The sequence below is a fragment of the Paenibacillus sp. JT22N12 genome, from assembly GCF_056269365.1.
Window position 1 is genome coordinate 636668 of the sequence record NZ_JBWDNU010000003.1, and the last position, 18496, is coordinate 655163.

Annotated in this window: 14 protein-coding genes; 2 read left to right on the forward strand and 12 right to left on the reverse strand. The window is 53.7% G+C overall.

Translation table 11 applies throughout. The annotated features are described in order from the left end of the window. Positions 1-140: 140 nt before the first annotated feature. Positions 141-1424 (reverse strand): serine--tRNA ligase, encoded by a 1284-nt coding sequence (serS, locus tag AC0YOA_RS14190; RefSeq protein ID WP_475787133.1) that lies wholly within the window; start codon positions 1422-1424, stop codon positions 141-143. Between the two features lie 340 nt (positions 1425-1764). Next, on the reverse strand, positions 1765-3000 hold the full coding sequence (fabF, locus tag AC0YOA_RS14195; protein ID WP_475787391.1) for a beta-ketoacyl-ACP synthase II: 1236 nt from the start codon (positions 2998-3000) through the stop codon (positions 1765-1767). Positions 3001-3138: 138 nt separating this feature from the next. Between fabF and AC0YOA_RS14200 the strand changes: the two genes are divergently transcribed. Further along, entirely contained in the window at positions 3139-3990 is an 852-nt protein-coding gene (locus AC0YOA_RS14200; protein ID WP_475787134.1) for a helix-turn-helix transcriptional regulator, read from the forward strand. A gap of 208 nt (positions 3991-4198) precedes the next feature. Here AC0YOA_RS14200 and AC0YOA_RS14205 read toward each other — a convergent pair whose 3' ends face one another. The 3 genes from AC0YOA_RS14205 to AC0YOA_RS14215 all read right to left on the reverse strand — a co-directional run bounded on the left by AC0YOA_RS14205 (position 4199) and on the right by AC0YOA_RS14215 (position 8754). Beyond that, the gene (locus tag AC0YOA_RS14205; protein ID WP_475787135.1) at positions 4199-6004 is read right to left on the reverse strand and encodes an ABC transporter ATP-binding protein; all 1806 of its coding nucleotides are present in this window, start codon (positions 6002-6004) and stop codon (positions 4199-4201) included. A gap of 96 nt (positions 6005-6100) precedes the next feature. Then, entirely contained in the window at positions 6101-7852 is a 1752-nt protein-coding gene (locus AC0YOA_RS14210) for an ABC transporter ATP-binding protein (RefSeq protein WP_475787136.1), read from the reverse strand. Positions 7853-8220: 368 nt separating this feature from the next. Beyond that, a complete protein-coding gene (locus AC0YOA_RS14215; protein WP_475770545.1) occupies positions 8221-8754 on the reverse strand; it encodes an ADP-heptose synthase in 534 nt (177 codons plus the stop codon). A 235-nt stretch (positions 8755-8989) separates the two neighbouring features. Here AC0YOA_RS14215 and AC0YOA_RS14220 point away from each other — a divergent pair, with 235 nt between their 5' ends. Further along, complete coding sequence (locus AC0YOA_RS14220; RefSeq protein ID WP_475787137.1) at positions 8990-9979, forward strand: YpdA family putative bacillithiol disulfide reductase; 990 nt, start codon at positions 8990-8992, stop codon at positions 9977-9979. 130 nt (positions 9980-10109) lie between these two features. Here AC0YOA_RS14220 and AC0YOA_RS14225 read toward each other — a convergent pair whose 3' ends face one another. The 7 genes from AC0YOA_RS14225 to AC0YOA_RS14255 all read right to left on the reverse strand — a co-directional run bounded on the left by AC0YOA_RS14225 (position 10110) and on the right by AC0YOA_RS14255 (position 18336). Then, positions 10110-10625: a hypothetical protein gene (locus tag AC0YOA_RS14225; RefSeq protein WP_475787138.1), complete on the reverse strand. Its 516-nt coding sequence runs from the start codon at positions 10623-10625 to the stop codon at positions 10110-10112. A gap of 14 nt (positions 10626-10639) precedes the next feature. Continuing rightward, positions 10640-10933, reverse strand: a complete 294-nt coding sequence (locus tag AC0YOA_RS14230) for a hypothetical protein (RefSeq protein ID WP_475770548.1) — start codon at positions 10931-10933, stop codon at positions 10640-10642. Positions 10934-11101: 168 nt separating this feature from the next. Beyond that, the gene (locus AC0YOA_RS14235; RefSeq protein WP_475787139.1) at positions 11102-13408 is read right to left on the reverse strand and encodes a thiamine pyrophosphate-dependent enzyme; all 2307 of its coding nucleotides are present in this window, start codon (positions 13406-13408) and stop codon (positions 11102-11104) included. A gap of 36 nt (positions 13409-13444) precedes the next feature. Continuing rightward, entirely contained in the window at positions 13445-14449 is a 1005-nt protein-coding gene (locus tag AC0YOA_RS14240; RefSeq protein WP_475770657.1) for a 2-oxoacid:acceptor oxidoreductase family protein, read from the reverse strand. A 283-nt stretch (positions 14450-14732) separates the two neighbouring features. Next, entirely contained in the window at positions 14733-15755 is a 1023-nt protein-coding gene (locus tag AC0YOA_RS14245) for a phosphotransferase (RefSeq protein ID WP_475787140.1), read from the reverse strand. A gap of 17 nt (positions 15756-15772) precedes the next feature. Then, positions 15773-16438: an MOSC domain-containing protein gene (locus AC0YOA_RS14250; protein ID WP_475787141.1), complete on the reverse strand. Its 666-nt coding sequence runs from the start codon at positions 16436-16438 to the stop codon at positions 15773-15775. 221 nt (positions 16439-16659) lie between these two features. Then, positions 16660-18336, reverse strand: coding sequence for an amino acid permease (locus AC0YOA_RS14255; protein WP_475787392.1), 1677 nt, complete (start codon positions 18334-18336; stop codon positions 16660-16662). Positions 18337-18496 lie beyond the last annotated feature (160 nt).

The following is an 18496-nucleotide window of genomic DNA, read 5'->3' on the forward strand; positions in this document are numbered from 1 at the left end:
AGTATCGTGAATGACAGCGGAGCCTAATTATTCCCATAATCTAAGTGAAAGAGGCATGCCAGAAATACTTGCACTCGCCATCAAATTCAAGAAGAGGGGCTTCTCCCAGATGGGTGTCAGCGCCCTCTTCATCCATAGCTTTAACCGGTGATCAACAGCTTGTCAATTCCCTTCATATAGGGTCGAAGCGCTTCAGGGATAATTATGGTACCGTCCTCCTGTTGATGATTTTCGATGAGTGGAATCAAAATTCTCGGGCTGGCCACCATCGTATTGTTGAGCGTGTAGGCAAACTGCAGATTGCCCTGCTCATCCCGGTAGCGGATGCGCGAGCGTCTGGCCTGAAAATCAAGCAGCAGCGATGCAGAATGCGTCTCGCCATAGCCGTTCCGGCTGGGCATCCAGGTCTCGATGTCAAATTGCTTGTAGTTTTTCTGCGACAAGTCCCCGGTGCAGACGGCAACCACGCGGTAGGGAAGGGCAAGCAGCCGGAGCAGCTTCTCCGCATGCGACGTGATGAGACGCAGCATCTGCTCGGCGAGTTCAAGCTCAGCGCGGCAGATGACCACCTGCTCCACCTTGGCAAATTGATGCACGCGATATAGACCATGCACGTCGCGTCCGGCCGATCCCACTTCCTTGCGGAAACAGGGGCTGCAGGCCGCAAGCAGCCTTGGTTCGGCAAGGTCAAGCACTTCCCCGCTGAACAGCGAAATAAGCGGCACCTCCGCCGTTCCCGCCAGCCATTTGTCCTCTCCATCGATGCTGTAGGTCTGATCCCGGTTTCCGGGGAAAAATCCCGACGAGACCAAGGTTTCCTCTTTCACCATCACAGGGACGTCGAACAGCTCAAACCCCTCTTCCTGCAAAAGATCAAGCGCCAGCTGCTGAACGGCCCGATGAAGCAGCAGCCCGGCGTTTTTGAGCACCACCTGACGCGCGCCGCCGACCTTCACCCCCCGCTCCGAATCGATCATTTGATGCAGATGGCCAAGCTTGACATGGCTCAATGGCGTAAAAGGAAACACCGGTATCTCGCCTGTCCGGCGCACCTCCACATTATCTTGATCGCTAAGGCCGACGGGCGTTTCCGGTGAAACAAAATTAGGCACATCCAGCATAAGCCGTTCGTATTCGGCATCGATGATCCGCAGCTGCGCCTCTCCTTCCTTCAACCGCTGAAGCAGCGCTGCGACGGCAATCTTCTGAGCTTCAGCGTCCGCTATCCGGTTATCCTTCAGCAGCCTCGGCACCTCCTTGGAGCGGGCGTTCCGCTCTGCGCGGAGCCCCTCCATTTCCGTCATCAGCCTTCTTCTTGCTTCATCTGCTTCCAGCAATTTCGCAACATCCAGCTTGATCCCTTTCAGCTTCGCCGTCTTCTGCACCTTCTGAGCCTGTTCCCGAATCGTGCGAATGTCCAACATGGGCAGCACATCCTCTCGCAAAATATAAATAAACGCGCCCCTCCATCCCACATATGGGACGAGGAGCGCGCTCGCGGTGCCACCCAAATTAGCCGGCGCCTGATGCACACGACTCTCTTGATCCGCAGGTAACGGTGCGGTCTCCGGACTACTTAAGGACGCTTGCAGCAACAATGCCGCACAGATTCCGTTCGCAGCGCCTCCGAGTTGGATTCTCTTCATCGGCCTGATCTACGTATACGGTTATTGTTTGCCATTATAACAAAGCAGTCAAAGCAATTGCAATAGCGTGCTTGTTTTTCCGCGTATTCTACAGCTGCGCACCTTGTGCCCGCGAAACTTACTCGTATTTTTTCAAAGCAATAACCGCATTATGTCCGCCGAATCCGAAGGAGTTGGACAATCCGATCGTCAGGTTTGCCTCGCGTGCCGTTTGCGGAACATAGTCAAGATCGCATTCCGGATCCTGCTGCTCGAGGTTAATCGTTGGCGGGATAATGTTCTCCTGCAGGCTCTTGATCAAGGCTATCGCTTCGACTCCGCCTGCTGCCCCCAGCATATGGCCTACCATGGATTTGTTCGCCGTAACCGGAATACGGTAAGCGTCCTCTCCGAATAACTTCTTAATGGCCCTCGTCTCCGAAAGGTCTCCAAGCTCTGTGCTCGTCGCATGAGCGCTGATTACATCCACCTCGCCGGGAGCGATGCCCGCATCCTGCAGCGCTATTCTCATAGCCCGGTAAGCACCCAGCCCTTCTGGATGCGTAGCTACCATGTGGTAAGCGTCCGAGCTTGCGCCATAACCGATGACCTCAGCATAGATGCGCGCCTCTCTGCGGAGGGCATGGGAGAGCGATTCCATGATCACGATCCCTGCACCCTCCGCCATAACGAAGCCGTCACGGCCCGAGTCGAAAGGTCTGCTTGCCCGCACCGGTTCATCATTGCGCGTCGATACGGCTGTAGCATTGCCGAAGCTCGCAAGCGAAATATCCGTTATTGCCGCTTCCGCTCCACCGGCAATGACGATATCGGCTCCTCCTGTACGGATGAGACGCGCTGCCTCGCCTATTGCCGTATTTCCCACCGAGCATGCCGTAACGGGGCAAAGCGTCGGACCGACTGCGCCAAACTTGATGCTGATCATCGCCGCTGCCATATTGGCAATCATCATCGGCACCAAGGTCGGACTGACCCGTTCGGGTCCGCGGCCCTGAAGGACATGATCCTGATCAAGCAGCGTCTGGATTCCGCCAATGCCTGAACCGACATAGACGCCCATCCGCTCCAGATCGACCGCATCCAGCTTGATGCCGGCATCCTCAACAGCCTGCTCCGCCGCCGCTAACGCAAATTGGCAAAAGCGGTCCATGCGGCGCGCCTCTTTGCGCCCGAACCGGCCGTCCGCATCAAAATCACGGACCAGTCCGGCGATTTTGGATTTATGTCTGCTCACATCAAATGTATCGATAAGCGTAATGCCCGATTGCCCCTGCTTCATCCGTCCCCAAAAGGTGTTGACATCGTTTCCCAGCGGCGATATTAATCCCATTCCGGTTATGACTACTTGTTCCATTTCCATTTCGGACACCTCTTTCTGGCATTGACTTCCTGCTAGCTTGTATATTGTCACAAACTTTATCCTATTACAAGTTGCTCTTTATTATAGTATAATTACTACCAGTATAAACTTATATTTAAAATGGAGGCTGCCATGAACCGGCAAGCAAGACTTGAAGCCTTATCGGCTTTCCTAAAAACGCAGCGAGCCAAAATTCTTCCCCAGTCTGTCGGGCTTCCCGTCGGAACACGCCGGAGAACGCCAGGCCTCAGGCGGGAGGAGGTCGCCCAGCTCGCAGGCGTCAGCCCTACCTGGTATACCTGGCTGGAGCAGGGGCGTGACATTACCGTATCTGCTTCCGTTCTGGATTGTGTGGCAGCCGCTCTGCAGCTCACCGTCGATGAGCAAAAATATTTGTACGCTCTGGCCCTGGACGCAAGTCCAAGCTTCAGCGTGATGAAAGAAGAACGGCCGGAGATCAGCCCTTCCTTGACCCGGATTTTGCAGGAGCTGCGCAGCTGCCCCTCCATTATTTCCGACAGGCGCTGCCAGATTGTAGGCTGGAATGAAGCGGCTTCGCATGTTTTTCTGGATTTTGAGAAAATTCCGTTCGACAAGCGGAATATGATTCAGCTTTTATTTGCGAGAAAGGAATTCCGGAGGCTTGCCGTCAACTGGGAGCATTTTGTCAGCGGCTTTCTGGCCATCTTTCGAGCCTATTACGGCCAGTATGTCGAGGATGAGTGGTATGAGCGGTTTCTTACCGAGATGAAAGTGCTGCATCCCGATTTCGAACGTTTATGGGCGCAAAGCCAGGTGAGCTCAGCGCCTGAGGTACTGATTGAATTCAGGCATGCCAAGGCGGGAAAAATGCTGTTTCATCTGACCTCCCTGCAGGTGCACGGAAGCTCCGATTTGCGCTGCAGCATTTATACTCCTGTTCCCGAGTCGAATACGGAGTTGAAGCTGCAGCGGCTGATGGAAGCCAAGCCGTCTATGACCTGACCCGGAATAGGATATCCCATTGAATCTCCTTGGGTACATGCCTGCATCGCAAATACTGACAATGATCCGCACCAGCAGCGGGAAGCATGATCTCCATTCAAACGAACGCTGCAGCTGTTGTATACAAAAAGCCCCCGCCGCTCTTCCGATGATATCTCCATCAGAATATGCGCCGGGGGCGTTTATATCGTTAACATGCCGGATGCTCCTACGCACCTGTCTGCATCGCCAGCGACTGCTGCATATCGAACTGGGTGGTATAGAGCTTGCGGTACAAACCGCCGGCCGCAATCAATTCCTCGTGCGTGCCCTGCTCCGATATGCTTCCATTCTGCACAACCAGAATGAGATCGGCATCCCGGATCGTCGACAGCCGGTGAGCGATAATGAAGGCGGTTCTCCCTTCCAGCACGGTCTGCAGGGCAGCCTGAATGTGCTGCTCGGTTTCTGTATCGACGCTGGAGGTCGCTTCATCCAGGATGAGAATTCGCGGGTCGGACAGCAGGACGCGGCCGAATGCCAGCAGCTGGCGCTGGCCGACCGACAGCTTGGAGCCCCGCTCCTCGACCTGCGTTTGATAGCCATCCGCGAACTGCGAGACGAACCGGTCAATGCGCACATTTTCCGCGGCTCTGCGCAGCGCTTCATCGGAAGCGTCCTCATTGCCGTAGCGCAAATTCTCCTCAATCGTACCGGAGAAAATAAATGAATCCTGCAGCACAATGCCCATCTGTCTGCGCAATGAATCCAGTGTAACGCCCTTCACATCCTCGCCATCGATGAGAATCCGGCCTTCTGTCGTATCATAAAACCGCATCAGCAGATTCACAATTGTGCTCTTCCCTGCTCCTGTCGGCCCAACAAGCGCAACCCGCTGGCCCGGTTTAATCCGCAAATTGACATCGCGAAGCACCTGAGGCTTGTCGTCCCCATAGCGGAAGCCCACATTCTCGAAAACGACCTCGCCGCGGATCGGTTTCATCGGCTTCGCGTTCGTCCGATCCGCTACCTCGGGGTCCGTATCCAATATCTCGAAGATCCGCTCAGCCGATGCCATCGCGGAGAGCACCTGGCTGTATACCTTGGACAATGCGCTGAGAGGCCCCCAGAAGCGCCACAAGTAATTGATGAAAGCCATCAGAAACCCGAGCGTCAGCACATCGTTCATCACCTCTCTGGCGCCAAACCAGATGACGATGCAGGTACCGATCATGCCGATCATCTCAACAGACGGCCATACGGTGGATTCCAGCGTTATCGCACGCATGAAGGCCTGCTTGTTGTTGCTGTTGAGCTTGTCGAAACGGCGGTTGTTCTCCTTCTGTCTGGAAAAAGCCTGAATGACGCGGATCCCTTGAATGGTCTCGTTGAGATTGCCGTTTATGGCCGACATCGTCTTGCGCGAGCGCGACCAGGAGCCTTCGATTTTCGGCTGCAGAACGACGATAATCAGATACAATAGCGGCATTGTGATAAAAGAAAGCAAAGCCAGCTTCCAGTCCATCCACAGCAGGATGGCGACGATGCCGATCAAATGCGTAAACTCCATTACCATCGTGATCAGACCGCCGTTAATCAGCTCGCCAATGGCATTCGTGTCATTGGTAATCCGGGACATGATCTTGCCTGCCGGCCGGCCGTCGAAGAAACGGAAGGAGAGCGTCTGCAGATGATTAAACAGCTGCTGGCGCAAATCGAACAGAATGCGCTGCCCCGTAAAGTTAATCATGCGCGTATCCAAATACCCGAACAGCCAGCCCAGCAGCCGGATTCCCAGCAGGACCCCTCCGATCCAATAAATAATCGTGAAGTCCTTCTTCAGAATTCCTTCATCGATCAAATATCCAAGCAGAAGCGGCTCTGCCAAGCTGAGTGCCATATTAACCAGCACGATCAGGACAACAACGCTCAAAATTCTTTTGTAGGGCAGCAAATATTTGATTAACCGCTTCATGTACTGACGATTAAAGGGCTTTTCCTCCAGCTCGTCGGAATCCCATTCCACCTGACTCATGCGCTCACCCCAAACAATAAATAATGGCATTAATTATTAATATCATAAAACACAAATAGCCGTGTAAATGCTGCAGCGTTAAGCCCGCCTTCAGAATTATGAGCTAACGGAAGCCACTTCCTGCATTTCGAACAACCCGCGGAAAAACCCGCCCCGTTCATACAATTCCTTATGGGTGCCCTGCTCCACAATCCGCCCCTTATCCAGCACGATGATGCGGTCGGCCCGCTTCACCGAAGACAGCCGCTGGGCAATAATAAAGGTGGTGCGTCCCTTCATCACTTCGAGCAGCGCCTCATGGATTGCTGACTCCGTTGCGGTATCGACACTGGCTGTCGCTTCATCCAGCACCAGGATCGGAGGGTCCATGAGGATTGCCCGGGCGAGTGCGACCCGCTGGCGCTGACCGCCGGAGAGCCCTACGCCGCGTTCCCCGATCAGAGTGTCATACCCGAACGGCATCGATTCGATAAATTCATGAATCTGCGCTTTGCGCGCCGCCCATTCAATCTGCTCTTCGGTAGCTTCAGGCATGCCGTAAGCGATATTGTCGCGGATCGAGGCCGAGAACAGGAAGGTCTCCTGCGGCACAATGCCGATTTTGCGGCGCAGCCCGTCAAGCTCGTAATCCCGGACATCGATGCCGTCGATCAGAAGTCTTCCTCCGCTCACATCGTAGAAGCGAGACATAAGCGCGATCAGGCTGCTTTTACCGGAGCCCGTGACTCCAAGCACCGCAACCACCTCTCCCTGATTGACACTGAGCGATATGTCGTTCAGCACGCCCGCTTCCTTCTGTGCGTCCTGATCGGCAAAATGGAAGGATACCGCTTCGAATGTCACATTGCCCGTTATCCCTTGCGTATCCGCTCCGCCGCCCTTGTTCGTGTCGATTTCGGCAGGGGTATCCAGCACTTCAAAAACACGCGGCGCCGCTTTTATCGCCTGCTGCATCACGTTGATCTGCCAGCCCAGCATATTAAGCGGCCAGATGATCCCCCAGGTGTACCATTGAAAAGCCATAAAGGTGCCAAGGGTCATTTTATCGTTGGCCATATAGAGCGCGCCGACGACAATCATAAGCAGGAATGTCACCCCGCCGTAAAAGCCCATGAGCGGAAACGCTTTGGCCTCCAGCTTTGCCCGTTCCATATTCGTCTCGAAATTCTGGTCGTTCCGCGATTCGAATTTGTTTTTCTCCGTATTCTCGCGGGCGAAGGCCTTCACTACCCGGATTCCGGAGATATTTTCCTGCAGAGTCGTGGTAAGCCGTCCCATCTGCTCGCGGATTTGTCCCCAGGCCGGACCGACTTTCTTGTTGAACCGCAGCAGGGAGAGCACCAGCAGCGGAATGGCCGCCATACTGATCAGCGTAACCTGCCACTGCATCGCCATCATGAAAATAATCGTTCCGATGAACGTGAGCAGTCCGCCGAACATCATCATGGAGCCGAAGCCAATGAAATTCTTGACCGCTTCGATGTCTCCGGTCATTCGCGACATAATCTGTCCCGTCTGGGCTTTGTCGTAATAGCTGAACGATAATTTTTGCAGATGCGTGTACAGCTCCTTCCTGAGCATAAACACCACGTTTTGCCCGACAAGCTCCTGAGAGCGGCCCTGTACAAAGCTGCCCACGCTCTTGACCACCTGGATTCCGGCAAGGGCCAGAGTCAGCATCAGGATCAGATTCACATTTCGTTTGTCGATGCCCTTATCGAAAATTTCCCTGAGCAGCCAAGGCGCCACAAGATCGATAAAGGTAGCTAAAATCATGAGCGAAATTGACAATACAATCCATTTGGTACTGGGCCGCAAATACTTCGTCAATCTAAGCCATATTTTCATTTGTCCCTCTCCCCGGGCGCTAGCAGTTACCCGCCCCAGACCATAATAAATTCATCCATCCAATGACGATCTCACATCCCCTGTCATGTTCCGGGCGATAAAAAAGAGACTTCAAGCCATAGTGGCTCAAAGTCTCTTTGTAAGCGCCAGTCAATTGTTACGCAGGAGCTGCAAGCTCAGGCTGCGTGTGACAGGGCATGCAAAAAGGAGGGCCGATGGATCGAGTTTCCTATCCAGTTAAGCTGCTGGTTAAACATTAGGAATTTCATAGCCATCACCCTCCTTTCGTCGTTTACCTATTAATGGAACAACCAAATCTTATCATCTCTTCCAGCTGCTGCGCAAGAGGCTATTGCAAAATAAATTTTTTATATATCCCGGTGCGTTTCCCAGTCTTCCGCTGAGATTCCCTCTTCCACCGCAAATTCGTAATCCTCGATATCATACATTTGAACAGGCACCTCGGCTTCGATCAGCCGGTCCTGGAATTCGAACTGATCAGATAACAGCGGCACATTGAGCTTGAGTGAAGTAAGCAGCAGCTCCGTCTCGATAGGGTCAAACATCTCTCCGTAGTGCGCATTATCCACTGCATATACGACCGTAAACTGAATCATATCATTTAGAAGAAGCGGAGAGCTCTCACGCCAGGGCATCTGCAGGGAACGCTCGATTTTTTTGCGGTTGAAGGGGTCCTCGAAAAACTGGATCAGCTCGCCTATTTTCTCTTTGACATGAGCGTCGTCCTGGGGATCGTCCATCACCGGGTCGGTCCCTTCTTTCATTTCGTAGAGCTCCATGATGGTCGAATAAGGCAGGACAAAATCGACCGGCTTGCTGGGTACAAGCAGCTGCCCGTATGTGGCAACCATTACGGCTTCTATTACAAAGCGCCGTCGCATTCTATCACCTCTTCTGCACTTGTCTTCGGTAACTAATTCAGCTTATTATACAACATTCGGCCGCCTGTACACAGAGCCAATTGCCTGTTCGTACCCCGGAATACGAAGTAATCGTGAACATCCCCCTCCCGGAGGCTGTATCCAGCCTCAACCTGTGCTAAAATGATGCTATCATTCGCAAAAAGGCACCGATTGTTCGTGTTTTGCGATTCACAGGGAGGCTCAACCGAATTTTATGAATGAAGAACAAGTGATTATTATCGGCGCAGGCCCATGCGGTCTCGCCGCTGCCATAGAGCTGCAGTCGATCGGGCTTGCGCCGCTTATTATCGAGAAAAGAAATGTCGTCCACTCCATTACGCAATATCCGATAAACATGCATTTCTTCAGCTCGCCGGAGCTGCTGGAAATCGCCGATATCCCCTTTACGACAGCCAATGAGAAGCCTTCACGTCTGGAGGCGCTCAATTATTACCGCAATGTCTCTTTGCGCCGGCAGGTGCGGATCCATGCTTATGAAACGGTGAAAGCCGTTGCTGCGCTGGAGAGTGGAGGCTTCGAGCTTCATACGATGGACCGCTATGGTGAAACGATTGTTTACCGGGCCGGCACCGTTATTGTAGCCACCGGCTACTTTGATCATCCCAATCGTCTGGGCATTCCCGGCGAGGAAATGGATAAGGTCAGTCATTTCTTCCACGAGTCCCATCCCTATACCGGCATGCGGGTCGCCATTATCGGGGGCAGCAACTCTGCCATTGACGCTGCGCTGGAGCTAGAAAGAGTCGGAGCACAGGTGACCGTCGTATACCGCGGAGCTTCATATTCGCCCAGCATCAAGCCATGGGTCAGACCTTCCTTTGAGAGCCTTGTCAACAAAGAACGGATTGGCATGCGCTTCTCCTCCCGCATCATTGAGGTCGGACAGCGTACGGTCACCATAGAAGGGCCTCCTGGAACTCATCTGGAGTATCTGCCCAATGAATTCGTGCTGGCGATGACCGGCTTTCATCCCGACAGGGCCTTTCTGAGCTCCATTGGCGTCACCATTGAGCCTGAAGGTTATCCCACCTTTAACGACAGCACCATGGAGACCAATATCCCCGGCGTTTACCTGGCCGGAGTTGTCGCATCGCGCCGGGAGGCCAATGAAATATTCATCGAAACCGGCCGCTTCCACGGCCGCAAAATCGCCGCTCATCTGATGGAGCTTGGACAAAGCTGAAGCTCCTCCGCACTGCCGCTTGATCGATAAAAAAGCTCACGTTGCAAGGAGAGTGTCTCCAAGTAACGGTGAGCTTTTTCAGCTTCATATAAACCCATGTACGATCCCGATGGTCCCGGCTCGACTTCACTTACATTTCCTCGCGATCCGATCCGGCAAAGGTAATGAGGGTATCGATTTTTTGCAGGCGCAAATATTCATTGTTCAACAGGTCGGTCCGGAAATAGGCAAACATATAGACGGCTTCCATAAAGGTCAAGGCGGGGTATACGGCTATATTCTGGTTGGAATACGGATTATCCAGCAGCACCTGCCATTCCCCTTCGCGTCTGGCTTTACCGATTGAAGCCAGCACCTGCCTTTTGGTCCGGATGATGCCCTCGAACTCTTTCCAGATGTACACCCAGGAAGGGCTCATGCGGCCCGGCTCCGGAAGGGCGGCCTTGGCATATTGAAGCAGCTCCGCGGCGCGTTCGCCATCTTCATCTCGAAATTCCCGCAAATAGGCACGGAAATCATCCAGAAAACGTCTGACCGCAGTGAATCCTCCGCCAGCCAAATGCTCGCCCAGCCGGGCCGCGTCCCTATAGCTGTTTAGCCCTATCAACTGCTGAAAATGAACATGGTCCGCCGCATTCAAGGCCATGCGCATCCTCCTTTCTAATCTTTATCCTTGAGAACAAATATCAACCCGTCACGATCCAATATCAGCCTGCGCTGACCGTCATTGTTCAGCTTGACGTTGAAAATCTTCAACCGCTCCTCCTTGACTTCAAGCCGGTCCCAGTCCCGCACATCCTCATACCCGGCATCCTGGAGGCCCTGCTGCATCTGCTCCTCCGCAGTCTCTTCATTCTCCCACCACAGCGCGCCGTAGTAATCAAAGTGGTACACGTTGCGCAGCTTGCCGCAGGCGATCTCCCCCGTATGCCGGTGCCGAAGCACGATTGGCATTGCTTGCTCCCCCTCTCCCCTGACCTGTCAGAACCTGTGCGGCATAGCCGGACACTGCTGTTTTCTTCTACGCTGGAAACACAACAAACAGGACGCAAGCAGCTTTTTCTGGCTGCGCCCTGCTTGCCGAACCGCAAATCCCCGCAAATTAATTCATGGGATTAATCCTTATAGATACGCATTTTCGTGTTTGGCTTTCAGCCGCATCCAGCGCCGCTCGACCTCGTCCTCGAACGATTTGAGAGCATCGGCATACTCCGGTCTCGTCAAATGCTTCGTCTTGCCCATATTTTTGAGCCAGTCGCCAAGCGGAATCCGTTTCCCCTTGTCCTCGGGATTATAGGTGATTGTCGTAATGCCTTCCTCGATATCGTACAGCGGGAAGAAGCAGGAATTCACCGCTTCATCGATCAGCGTCTGTCCGATTTTCTCCTCCGACAGCCAGTTGAGCGGACAAGTAATAAGAATCTTGCCGTAGACAAGGCCGACATTCTGGGCATAATACTGCGCTTTGGCCGCTTTTCTCAGCAGATCCTGAGGAACGGATTCCGAGCCGGTGAACACATAAGGGATGTTCGTTGCAGCCATAATTTGCGCCGTATCCTTATGGTGGAACAGCTTGCCGCCCTGATGCTTGCCTACGTTGGACGTGGACGTGCGGTGACCCAGCGGCGTTGAATACGACAGCTGGGCGCCCGTATTCATGTAGCCCTCATTGTCGTATTCCAGAATAATCATCTTGTGATTGCGCAGCGCGCTGCCGATTGCCGGCCCCATTCCAATGTCCATGCCACCATCGCCGGTAATCATAACGAAAGTAAAATCATCCTGCAGTCCGTAGCTGTCCAGCTCGCCTCTGCGTTTGCGCTCCCAGAACATCTCGACCACGCCGGAAAGCGTAGCCGCTCCGTTCTGGAACAGATTATGGATATACGTGGCTTTATGCGATGAATACGGGAAGCCTGTCGTTACTACCATCGCACAGCCGGTTTGGTAAAGCGCTACGATATCGCCCTCTATGCCTTTGAAGAATAGCTCAAGCCCGGAGAAGATTCCGCAGCCCGGACATGCGCCGTGGCCGGGAGCAAGCCGCTTCGGCTTCTTCGTCAGCTGGCGGACCGGCGGAACCTTGACCTTCAGCTTGCCTGTCGCTTCATCGCGGTCAACGGTTATCAGTCCGGTCTTGAGATCCTCATATTTCAGCGGCTCCAGCACCCGTTTCGGCGCATTGTTCGGATCCCCGGGCGTATGCCCGTAATAATCGAAAGAAACAGCCACTTCCTTGGCTGCCGCCGCATCGATAGCAAGCTTGAACATATGGTGGCCGTCTTCCGCATAAAAATCCTTCCCGCCAAGACCGTATATACGGCTGATGACGAGCGTATCGGTCACATGATGCGTGAATAACGCCGCTTTGATTTCGTTCGTCATATTACCGCCATGAGCACCGTAGGAATCGGCCCGGTCGCCGATGGTTACGGCTTTTACGCCGCGCAGCGCTTCGGCGATTTGCTTCGCCGGAAACGGGCGGATCATATTGGGGGCAACCGATCCCGCTTTGATCCCCTGGGCACGCAGCTGATCGACCACATCCTTGATAATTTCCGATGCGGAATTCATCAGGAATACCGCTACCTCCGCGTCCTCCATCCGGTACTGGTCGAGAATCGGGTAGTCGCGTCCGGTAAGTACCGCATATTCCTGCCTGATTCTGTCGAATACATCAGCCGCGTTGTACATCGCCACAGACTGCTGATAGCAGTTATTGATATAATCCGGTTCATTCATGTATGGACCGACTGTAATGGGATTGTTGCGGTCGAGCACCTGATTGTAGCCCTCAGGCGGCTTCTCACCGACGAAAGCATGAACATCGGCGCGGTGGGTGAAGGTTTGGACGCGGCGCTTCTGATGCGACGTGAAATAACCGTCGGACGCGACGAGCACGGGCAGGCGCACCTGCGAGTCCTCGGCGAGCTTCAGCGCCATGATATTCATATCGTAGACCGCCTGCGGGTCGCGGCACATCAGGATCGGCCAGCCCGTATTGAGGGCAAAATACAAATCCGAATGGTCGCCATGGATATCAAGCGGACCGGAAACCGACCGGCAGACGAGATTCATGACCATCGGGAACCGGGTTCCGGATTGAACCGGCATCTGCTCGAGCATATACAGATAACCGTTGGAGCTTGTCGCGTTGAACACGCGGCCTCCGGCAGCCGACGCGCCGTAACAGATGCCGGCGGAGCCGTGCTCGCCGTCCGCGGGAATAAGCTTGATATCATGCTGTCCGTTCGCTTTCATCAAGTCGAGAAATTGCGCAACCTCCGTCGAAGGCGAAATCGGGAAATAGCCCATCACATGATAATTGATCTGATGTGCGGCATATGCCGCCATTTCGTTGCCGGACTCGTAAACCATACGCTGCTCGACAGTTCCCTGGCTGACCTCTTTATTGATTTCAATAGCCATTGTTTCTCTCCTTTCTTGCGCTTAAGCGTGAACCATTCAATTCGCCCAATTGAAGCGGTGCGGCACCCGGTTCTGCTCCCCGTAACCATCCGTCTCCCTTGCGGAAGCAAGCGCTTCCGTCGGACAAGCCACAACACATTTCAGACAGCCCTTGCAGTATTGATAGTCAATGCCCTGCAGGAACATTTGCGGACGCCCTTTCTTGTCCGGCAGCTCATCCCAGACGAAGCAAAAGTCCGGACAAGCCGTGTCGCAGGCAGCGCAATGAATGCATTTTTCTTCATCAAAATGCGGCATCATGCCCTCACGGGAGATGCTTAAGTCCTTCAGCACGCTGTTGCCGGGATTGGTGATCATTCCCCCGAGCGGCTGCGTCAAATAACCAAGCGCCGGAATATCCCAGCGGGTCGGCTCCGGCATGGCTGTTCCTTCCGGCAGCGCGAAGGTGTGGAATTGCACCTCGTCGTAGCCTCTCTGGAAGGTGCGGAGCGCAGGTTCCACTGCCTGCGGGTATTTCTTCTCCAGCGATTTGCGGATGATGCCCTTCATATGTTCGAAATCAAGAAAGTCGCAGAGACGGAACAATCCGCCAAGCATTCCCATATTTACCCGATTATTCTCTTCGAGCGAAATCCCCGTCGCATCGACAACTGCAATCGTTCCCCCGAGCAGCTTCAATTTTTCCTTGAGCTCCTCCGGTGTCTTGTTTGAGTTGACAAGTACTACACTGTCTTCATAGACGCCGCTGACAACATTGACAGTTTTGGACAAATTCTCATGAAAAATGCCCACAATATGAGGTCGTTCTACGGGTGTTGTGTCCCTGATGTTCGTGCTCAGATCGCAAAATCGAATATGCGCCTTGACCGGAGAACCTTTTTTCTCAGAGCCGTAAGAAGAAAAACTGACTCCATTGAAACCGCTTCCAACAACACCCGCTTCCGCCAGCATCTTTCCTGCCAGGTTTGCGCCCAATCCACCAATTGATTCAAGCCGAATTTCGAAGAAACCGAGATCGTTTTGCTTAGGCAGAATTGTCAATTCTCTCACTTCCCTCCTAATTATCTGAAAATATTATAAATTCCCAATAATCAGTATATCACTAGAGGTTATGGACGAATAGTGTCTTTTCACAAAATAGTCACATTAAACGGATTCGGTCTTCCAAGCTTTGAGTACGCATTCTCCAGGGTGCGTGGACTTACGGCGCAGCAGAACGGCAGGGCAGAATATGGGCCATATCTATCTATATGGCAGCAGCCAGGTTGTTCATTCGCAAAAGATGCCCTTCGCGAATAAGAAACCAGGCTGCTTGGTGAAAATTTTATCGAACCTGCTGCTGAAGACACTCCGCGAACAAGCGGTCAAGCTTGTCTTGGCGGCGGTCGATCCACTCGCAAACAAAAGCGGCACGGGCAATTTGCCGCTCCCAAATCTCGGGAGAATCAAGACCTTCGGCATAGCGCCCGGCAAAATGAAGATACACATCCATCATTCTCAGCTTGATCAGCTCTGGCAGAGCTTCAAGCTCCAGCTCGGATAACCGCACGGCCGAGCCGAAGCCGCGGCAAAACAGCCGCATTCTCTCCATTGCCAGGTCTTCCGCGTCATCCGGAAAATCAGCCAGCACAACGGCCAGCTCCATTGCGGCAGCATCTTTTGTGCAAAATTCAAAGTCAAGCAGTCCCGTAATCGATTCATTACGGGCCAATGCATTTGTAAAGCCGATATCGCCGTGAATCCACTGCTGCGGCAGCCCGGAGAACAAAGGCCTCATCTCCCTCAAGCGCCGTCTGAGCCCGGCCAGCGTTTCCAGTTCTCCGGCAAAGCCTCTCAGAACAGGCGAGCGCTCCGCCAGGACAATTATATTTTCATCCGTCAGCGCACCGTGGGTTTCTTCAAATTCGTAATACGGTTTATACAGCGGCCTCTCCGCGATTGCCGATTGCCTGAGAGCCAGAATGAGCAATCCGGCTGCACGCCCAAGCTCTTCCACATGGTGGTTGTTATGAACAGTGGGACGCTCGCCCTCAATATAATGATAAAGGGCTCCCAGCTTGCCTTCCTCTGTCATGGTCACGGTCTCAAGACGCTCATTCGGCACCGGCCGCGGCACAAGATACGGCAGCTCTGCCGATTGCAGCTCATGAAGCACATGATGCTCAAGACGAACAATATCGGGATCGCGGTGATTATCATAGATCCGCATAACATATTTGTCCGCTCCCGCATATACCATGCGGGTTGTGTTATTCATTCCGCTTTCTTCCAGAACGGCACGCCAGTGCGCCGGAAATTTATATTGATCAAGAAGTTCCGCAATTGCAGCTTCGTGCTCCTTACCCATTACCGTGAATCCTCCGTTCAATCCTGGGCAGCTTCGAGCGCCGCCAGCCTGCTGCCAATCGTTTCCCGCCAGCTGCCTGACAATTCCTCCAGCGCCAGCAGCCTTCGCATTCCGGCTGCATCCTTCTTGTCGAGATACATGATCCGGTTCGCTTCCGCAATGGTGACCCCGGCGGGATGGCGGCTTGTCAGGACCAGCTCGTCGCCTGCGGCGACAATACCCTCCTGCAGCACGCGAAAGTAAAAGCCGGAATAGCCTGTCTGCTGCACCTGAAGCGGCAGCTTCGGCAGCCCATGCTTGATCCCAAGCTTGAAGCAGGGCTGGCGCGGCTGGTTGACCTGAACGACCGCCTCCCCTACGCGGACAATATCGCCAATGCCTATCGACTGCTCCGTTATCCGGGACACCGTGAAGTTTTCGCCAAATGCCCCTGCCTCGGCATCTTTGCCCCATTCCAAAGCCCAATAGGGATAATGCACGCTGGAATAGACGCAGACCGCCTTATCCTCGCCCCCGTGATTGATGAGGTCCGCCTGGCCGTCTCCGTCCAGTCCGGTTTTGGCGAGATAAAGAGGTCTGCTTGAAGGCTTCTTGAAAATCCCGGTCTCGACTTCCCTCGATCCGTGCAGCACAGCAACCGGCAGTGCAATGTTAAGCGACAAAAGCTGGCCTATCACAGACATGGTATCCCTCCATCTATCTAACTTTGTATACAAAATTATAAGATGAAGAAGAACCGGAAGGCAATCCCGTTTGATTCATGGCATTAATAATAAACTATGCTAATAACAACAATTTCCTTTGAATTATCAGCAATCTAGGACAATATGACCAGGTGTCGAATGCGATCTCATTGTGTTGTTTTGTGCGCTTCCCCGGGAAATGAAGATTCATTTCCGGGAAATTATTGCTGCGGGAATTTTCTTTCTATTCGGATTATTTCCTCTATTGTTCTCCGGTTAAACCGGAAATGTCCTTTTGCCTGGACAGCCTCCAAGGTATGGGATCTTCGGTGGGCAGCCTCCACGCCTGCGATCAGAAGCGCCGCACCGGCGAGCAGCAGGATCAGAACAAAACCATTCATATAATATAAGGCAATGCCTGCTGACGAGATCAGCCATATTACGGAGACCCTGTCGAGGAAGAGGCCGAGACGGCCGGGCTGCCATGATTGATGAAGGGCTTGCGATTTGCTCCAGCGCTTGGCGTGTAATTTGAGCGCGATTGGGATGGCATAAGACAGGTGCAGGGCAATGAGGCTTGAGCCGACAAGCTGAATAAGCGTTTCATTTCCCAATGAAGCACCCTCTGTCAGGCCAATCCCAAGAGAGAGTCCGAGTACCGCTGCTGCGACGGCAATAACAGCTGCCACAGGCGAGCGGAAACGTTCGGAGACTTCAGCCAGTTTCCTGCCCCATGGAAGCGGAGCACCGTCACGGGACATTGCGAACAAGCTGCGCACGGAAGCCGTCATCGAGCCCAGCCCGCTCCCCCATCCGGCAAGTGCGATGGCAAGGACCACGATCGTATTTATAGCCCATCCCCAGTTTCCGGCCAGCATAGTCACCACCCAGTGCCCCAACCCGTTATAGCCCGGGAAATCGGAGGTCCCGCCCGGGAACTGAAGCAGCATCATCGAAAATAACACAAAACCGAATATAAACGTATAGACGACTGACAAAAATATCGCCCAAGGCACGCTGGCCCGTGGATCATGGGTCTCTTCGGCAGTCTGGGCCGCAGAGTCGGCACCCAGAAACAACCGCTGCAGCAGCAGCATGCCCAGAACAAGAACAGGCTCATGTCCGGATACAGCCGCTGCCTCAGAAGGCGCGACCGGCAGGAATCCATAGAGCATCTCAAGCGGATAAGCACTCGGCCAGGCAAGGGCAACCAGTCCCGCCAGAACAGCCAGCACACAAAGCACCTGCAGCCAGGCAGCCGCTCTGAATATACCGCTGAGCACTCCGATTCTCCCCAGCCCCGCAATGGCCTGCGAGAGGATCAGGAGAATCAATATCCCGCAAATCAACGCTGTGGAAGCCTCATAACCGAATCTCGCCTCAACCATCCGGCTTATCCATTGGGCGCATATCACATTCATGGTGACCGTCATAAGCAAATTGCCCGCCAAATGCAGCCAGCCCGCAGCAAGGCCAAGCCGTTTGCCGCCCGCCGCTTTGGCCCAGTGATAACAGCCTCCGGCTGTCGGGACTTTCGATGCAAAGAAAGCCATCGAGCATGCCGTTGCGATACCGAACAAAGCGAGGATCGGATAGCCGAAACCGACCACTGCCGGTCCGCCGGCCGCAACAGCAGGGCCAAGCAGAAAAATAGCCCCCCCGATAACGGAAAGCGTGGAGAAGGAAATCCCAAATACCGCAAATCCGCTCAAGCGCCGCGTTAATTGCTGGGCATAGCCGATTTGGTTAAGCTCATGCTTATCCTGCATAAAACGGACATAACCGGTTTGGCGATTAAAGGCCTGATGCAGCGGATCGGACAAGCCTCGCTGCGCCAATATGCCGATAACTAAGGCTGCTCCGCACACAGCGACGAACAACAAAAGCCCGAGAATCATAGGTAACAAAGCTTCACCCCCATACTTGACTGTATGAGGACAGCAATCAAATCAGCACCGCAAAGACCGTTCGTCTCCGCTTGGCCCAGCCACCGGGATCGATTAAACGCTCAATTCACACATGAATAAACGGCTCATGCCGCCTTCAAGCCCTGAGTCA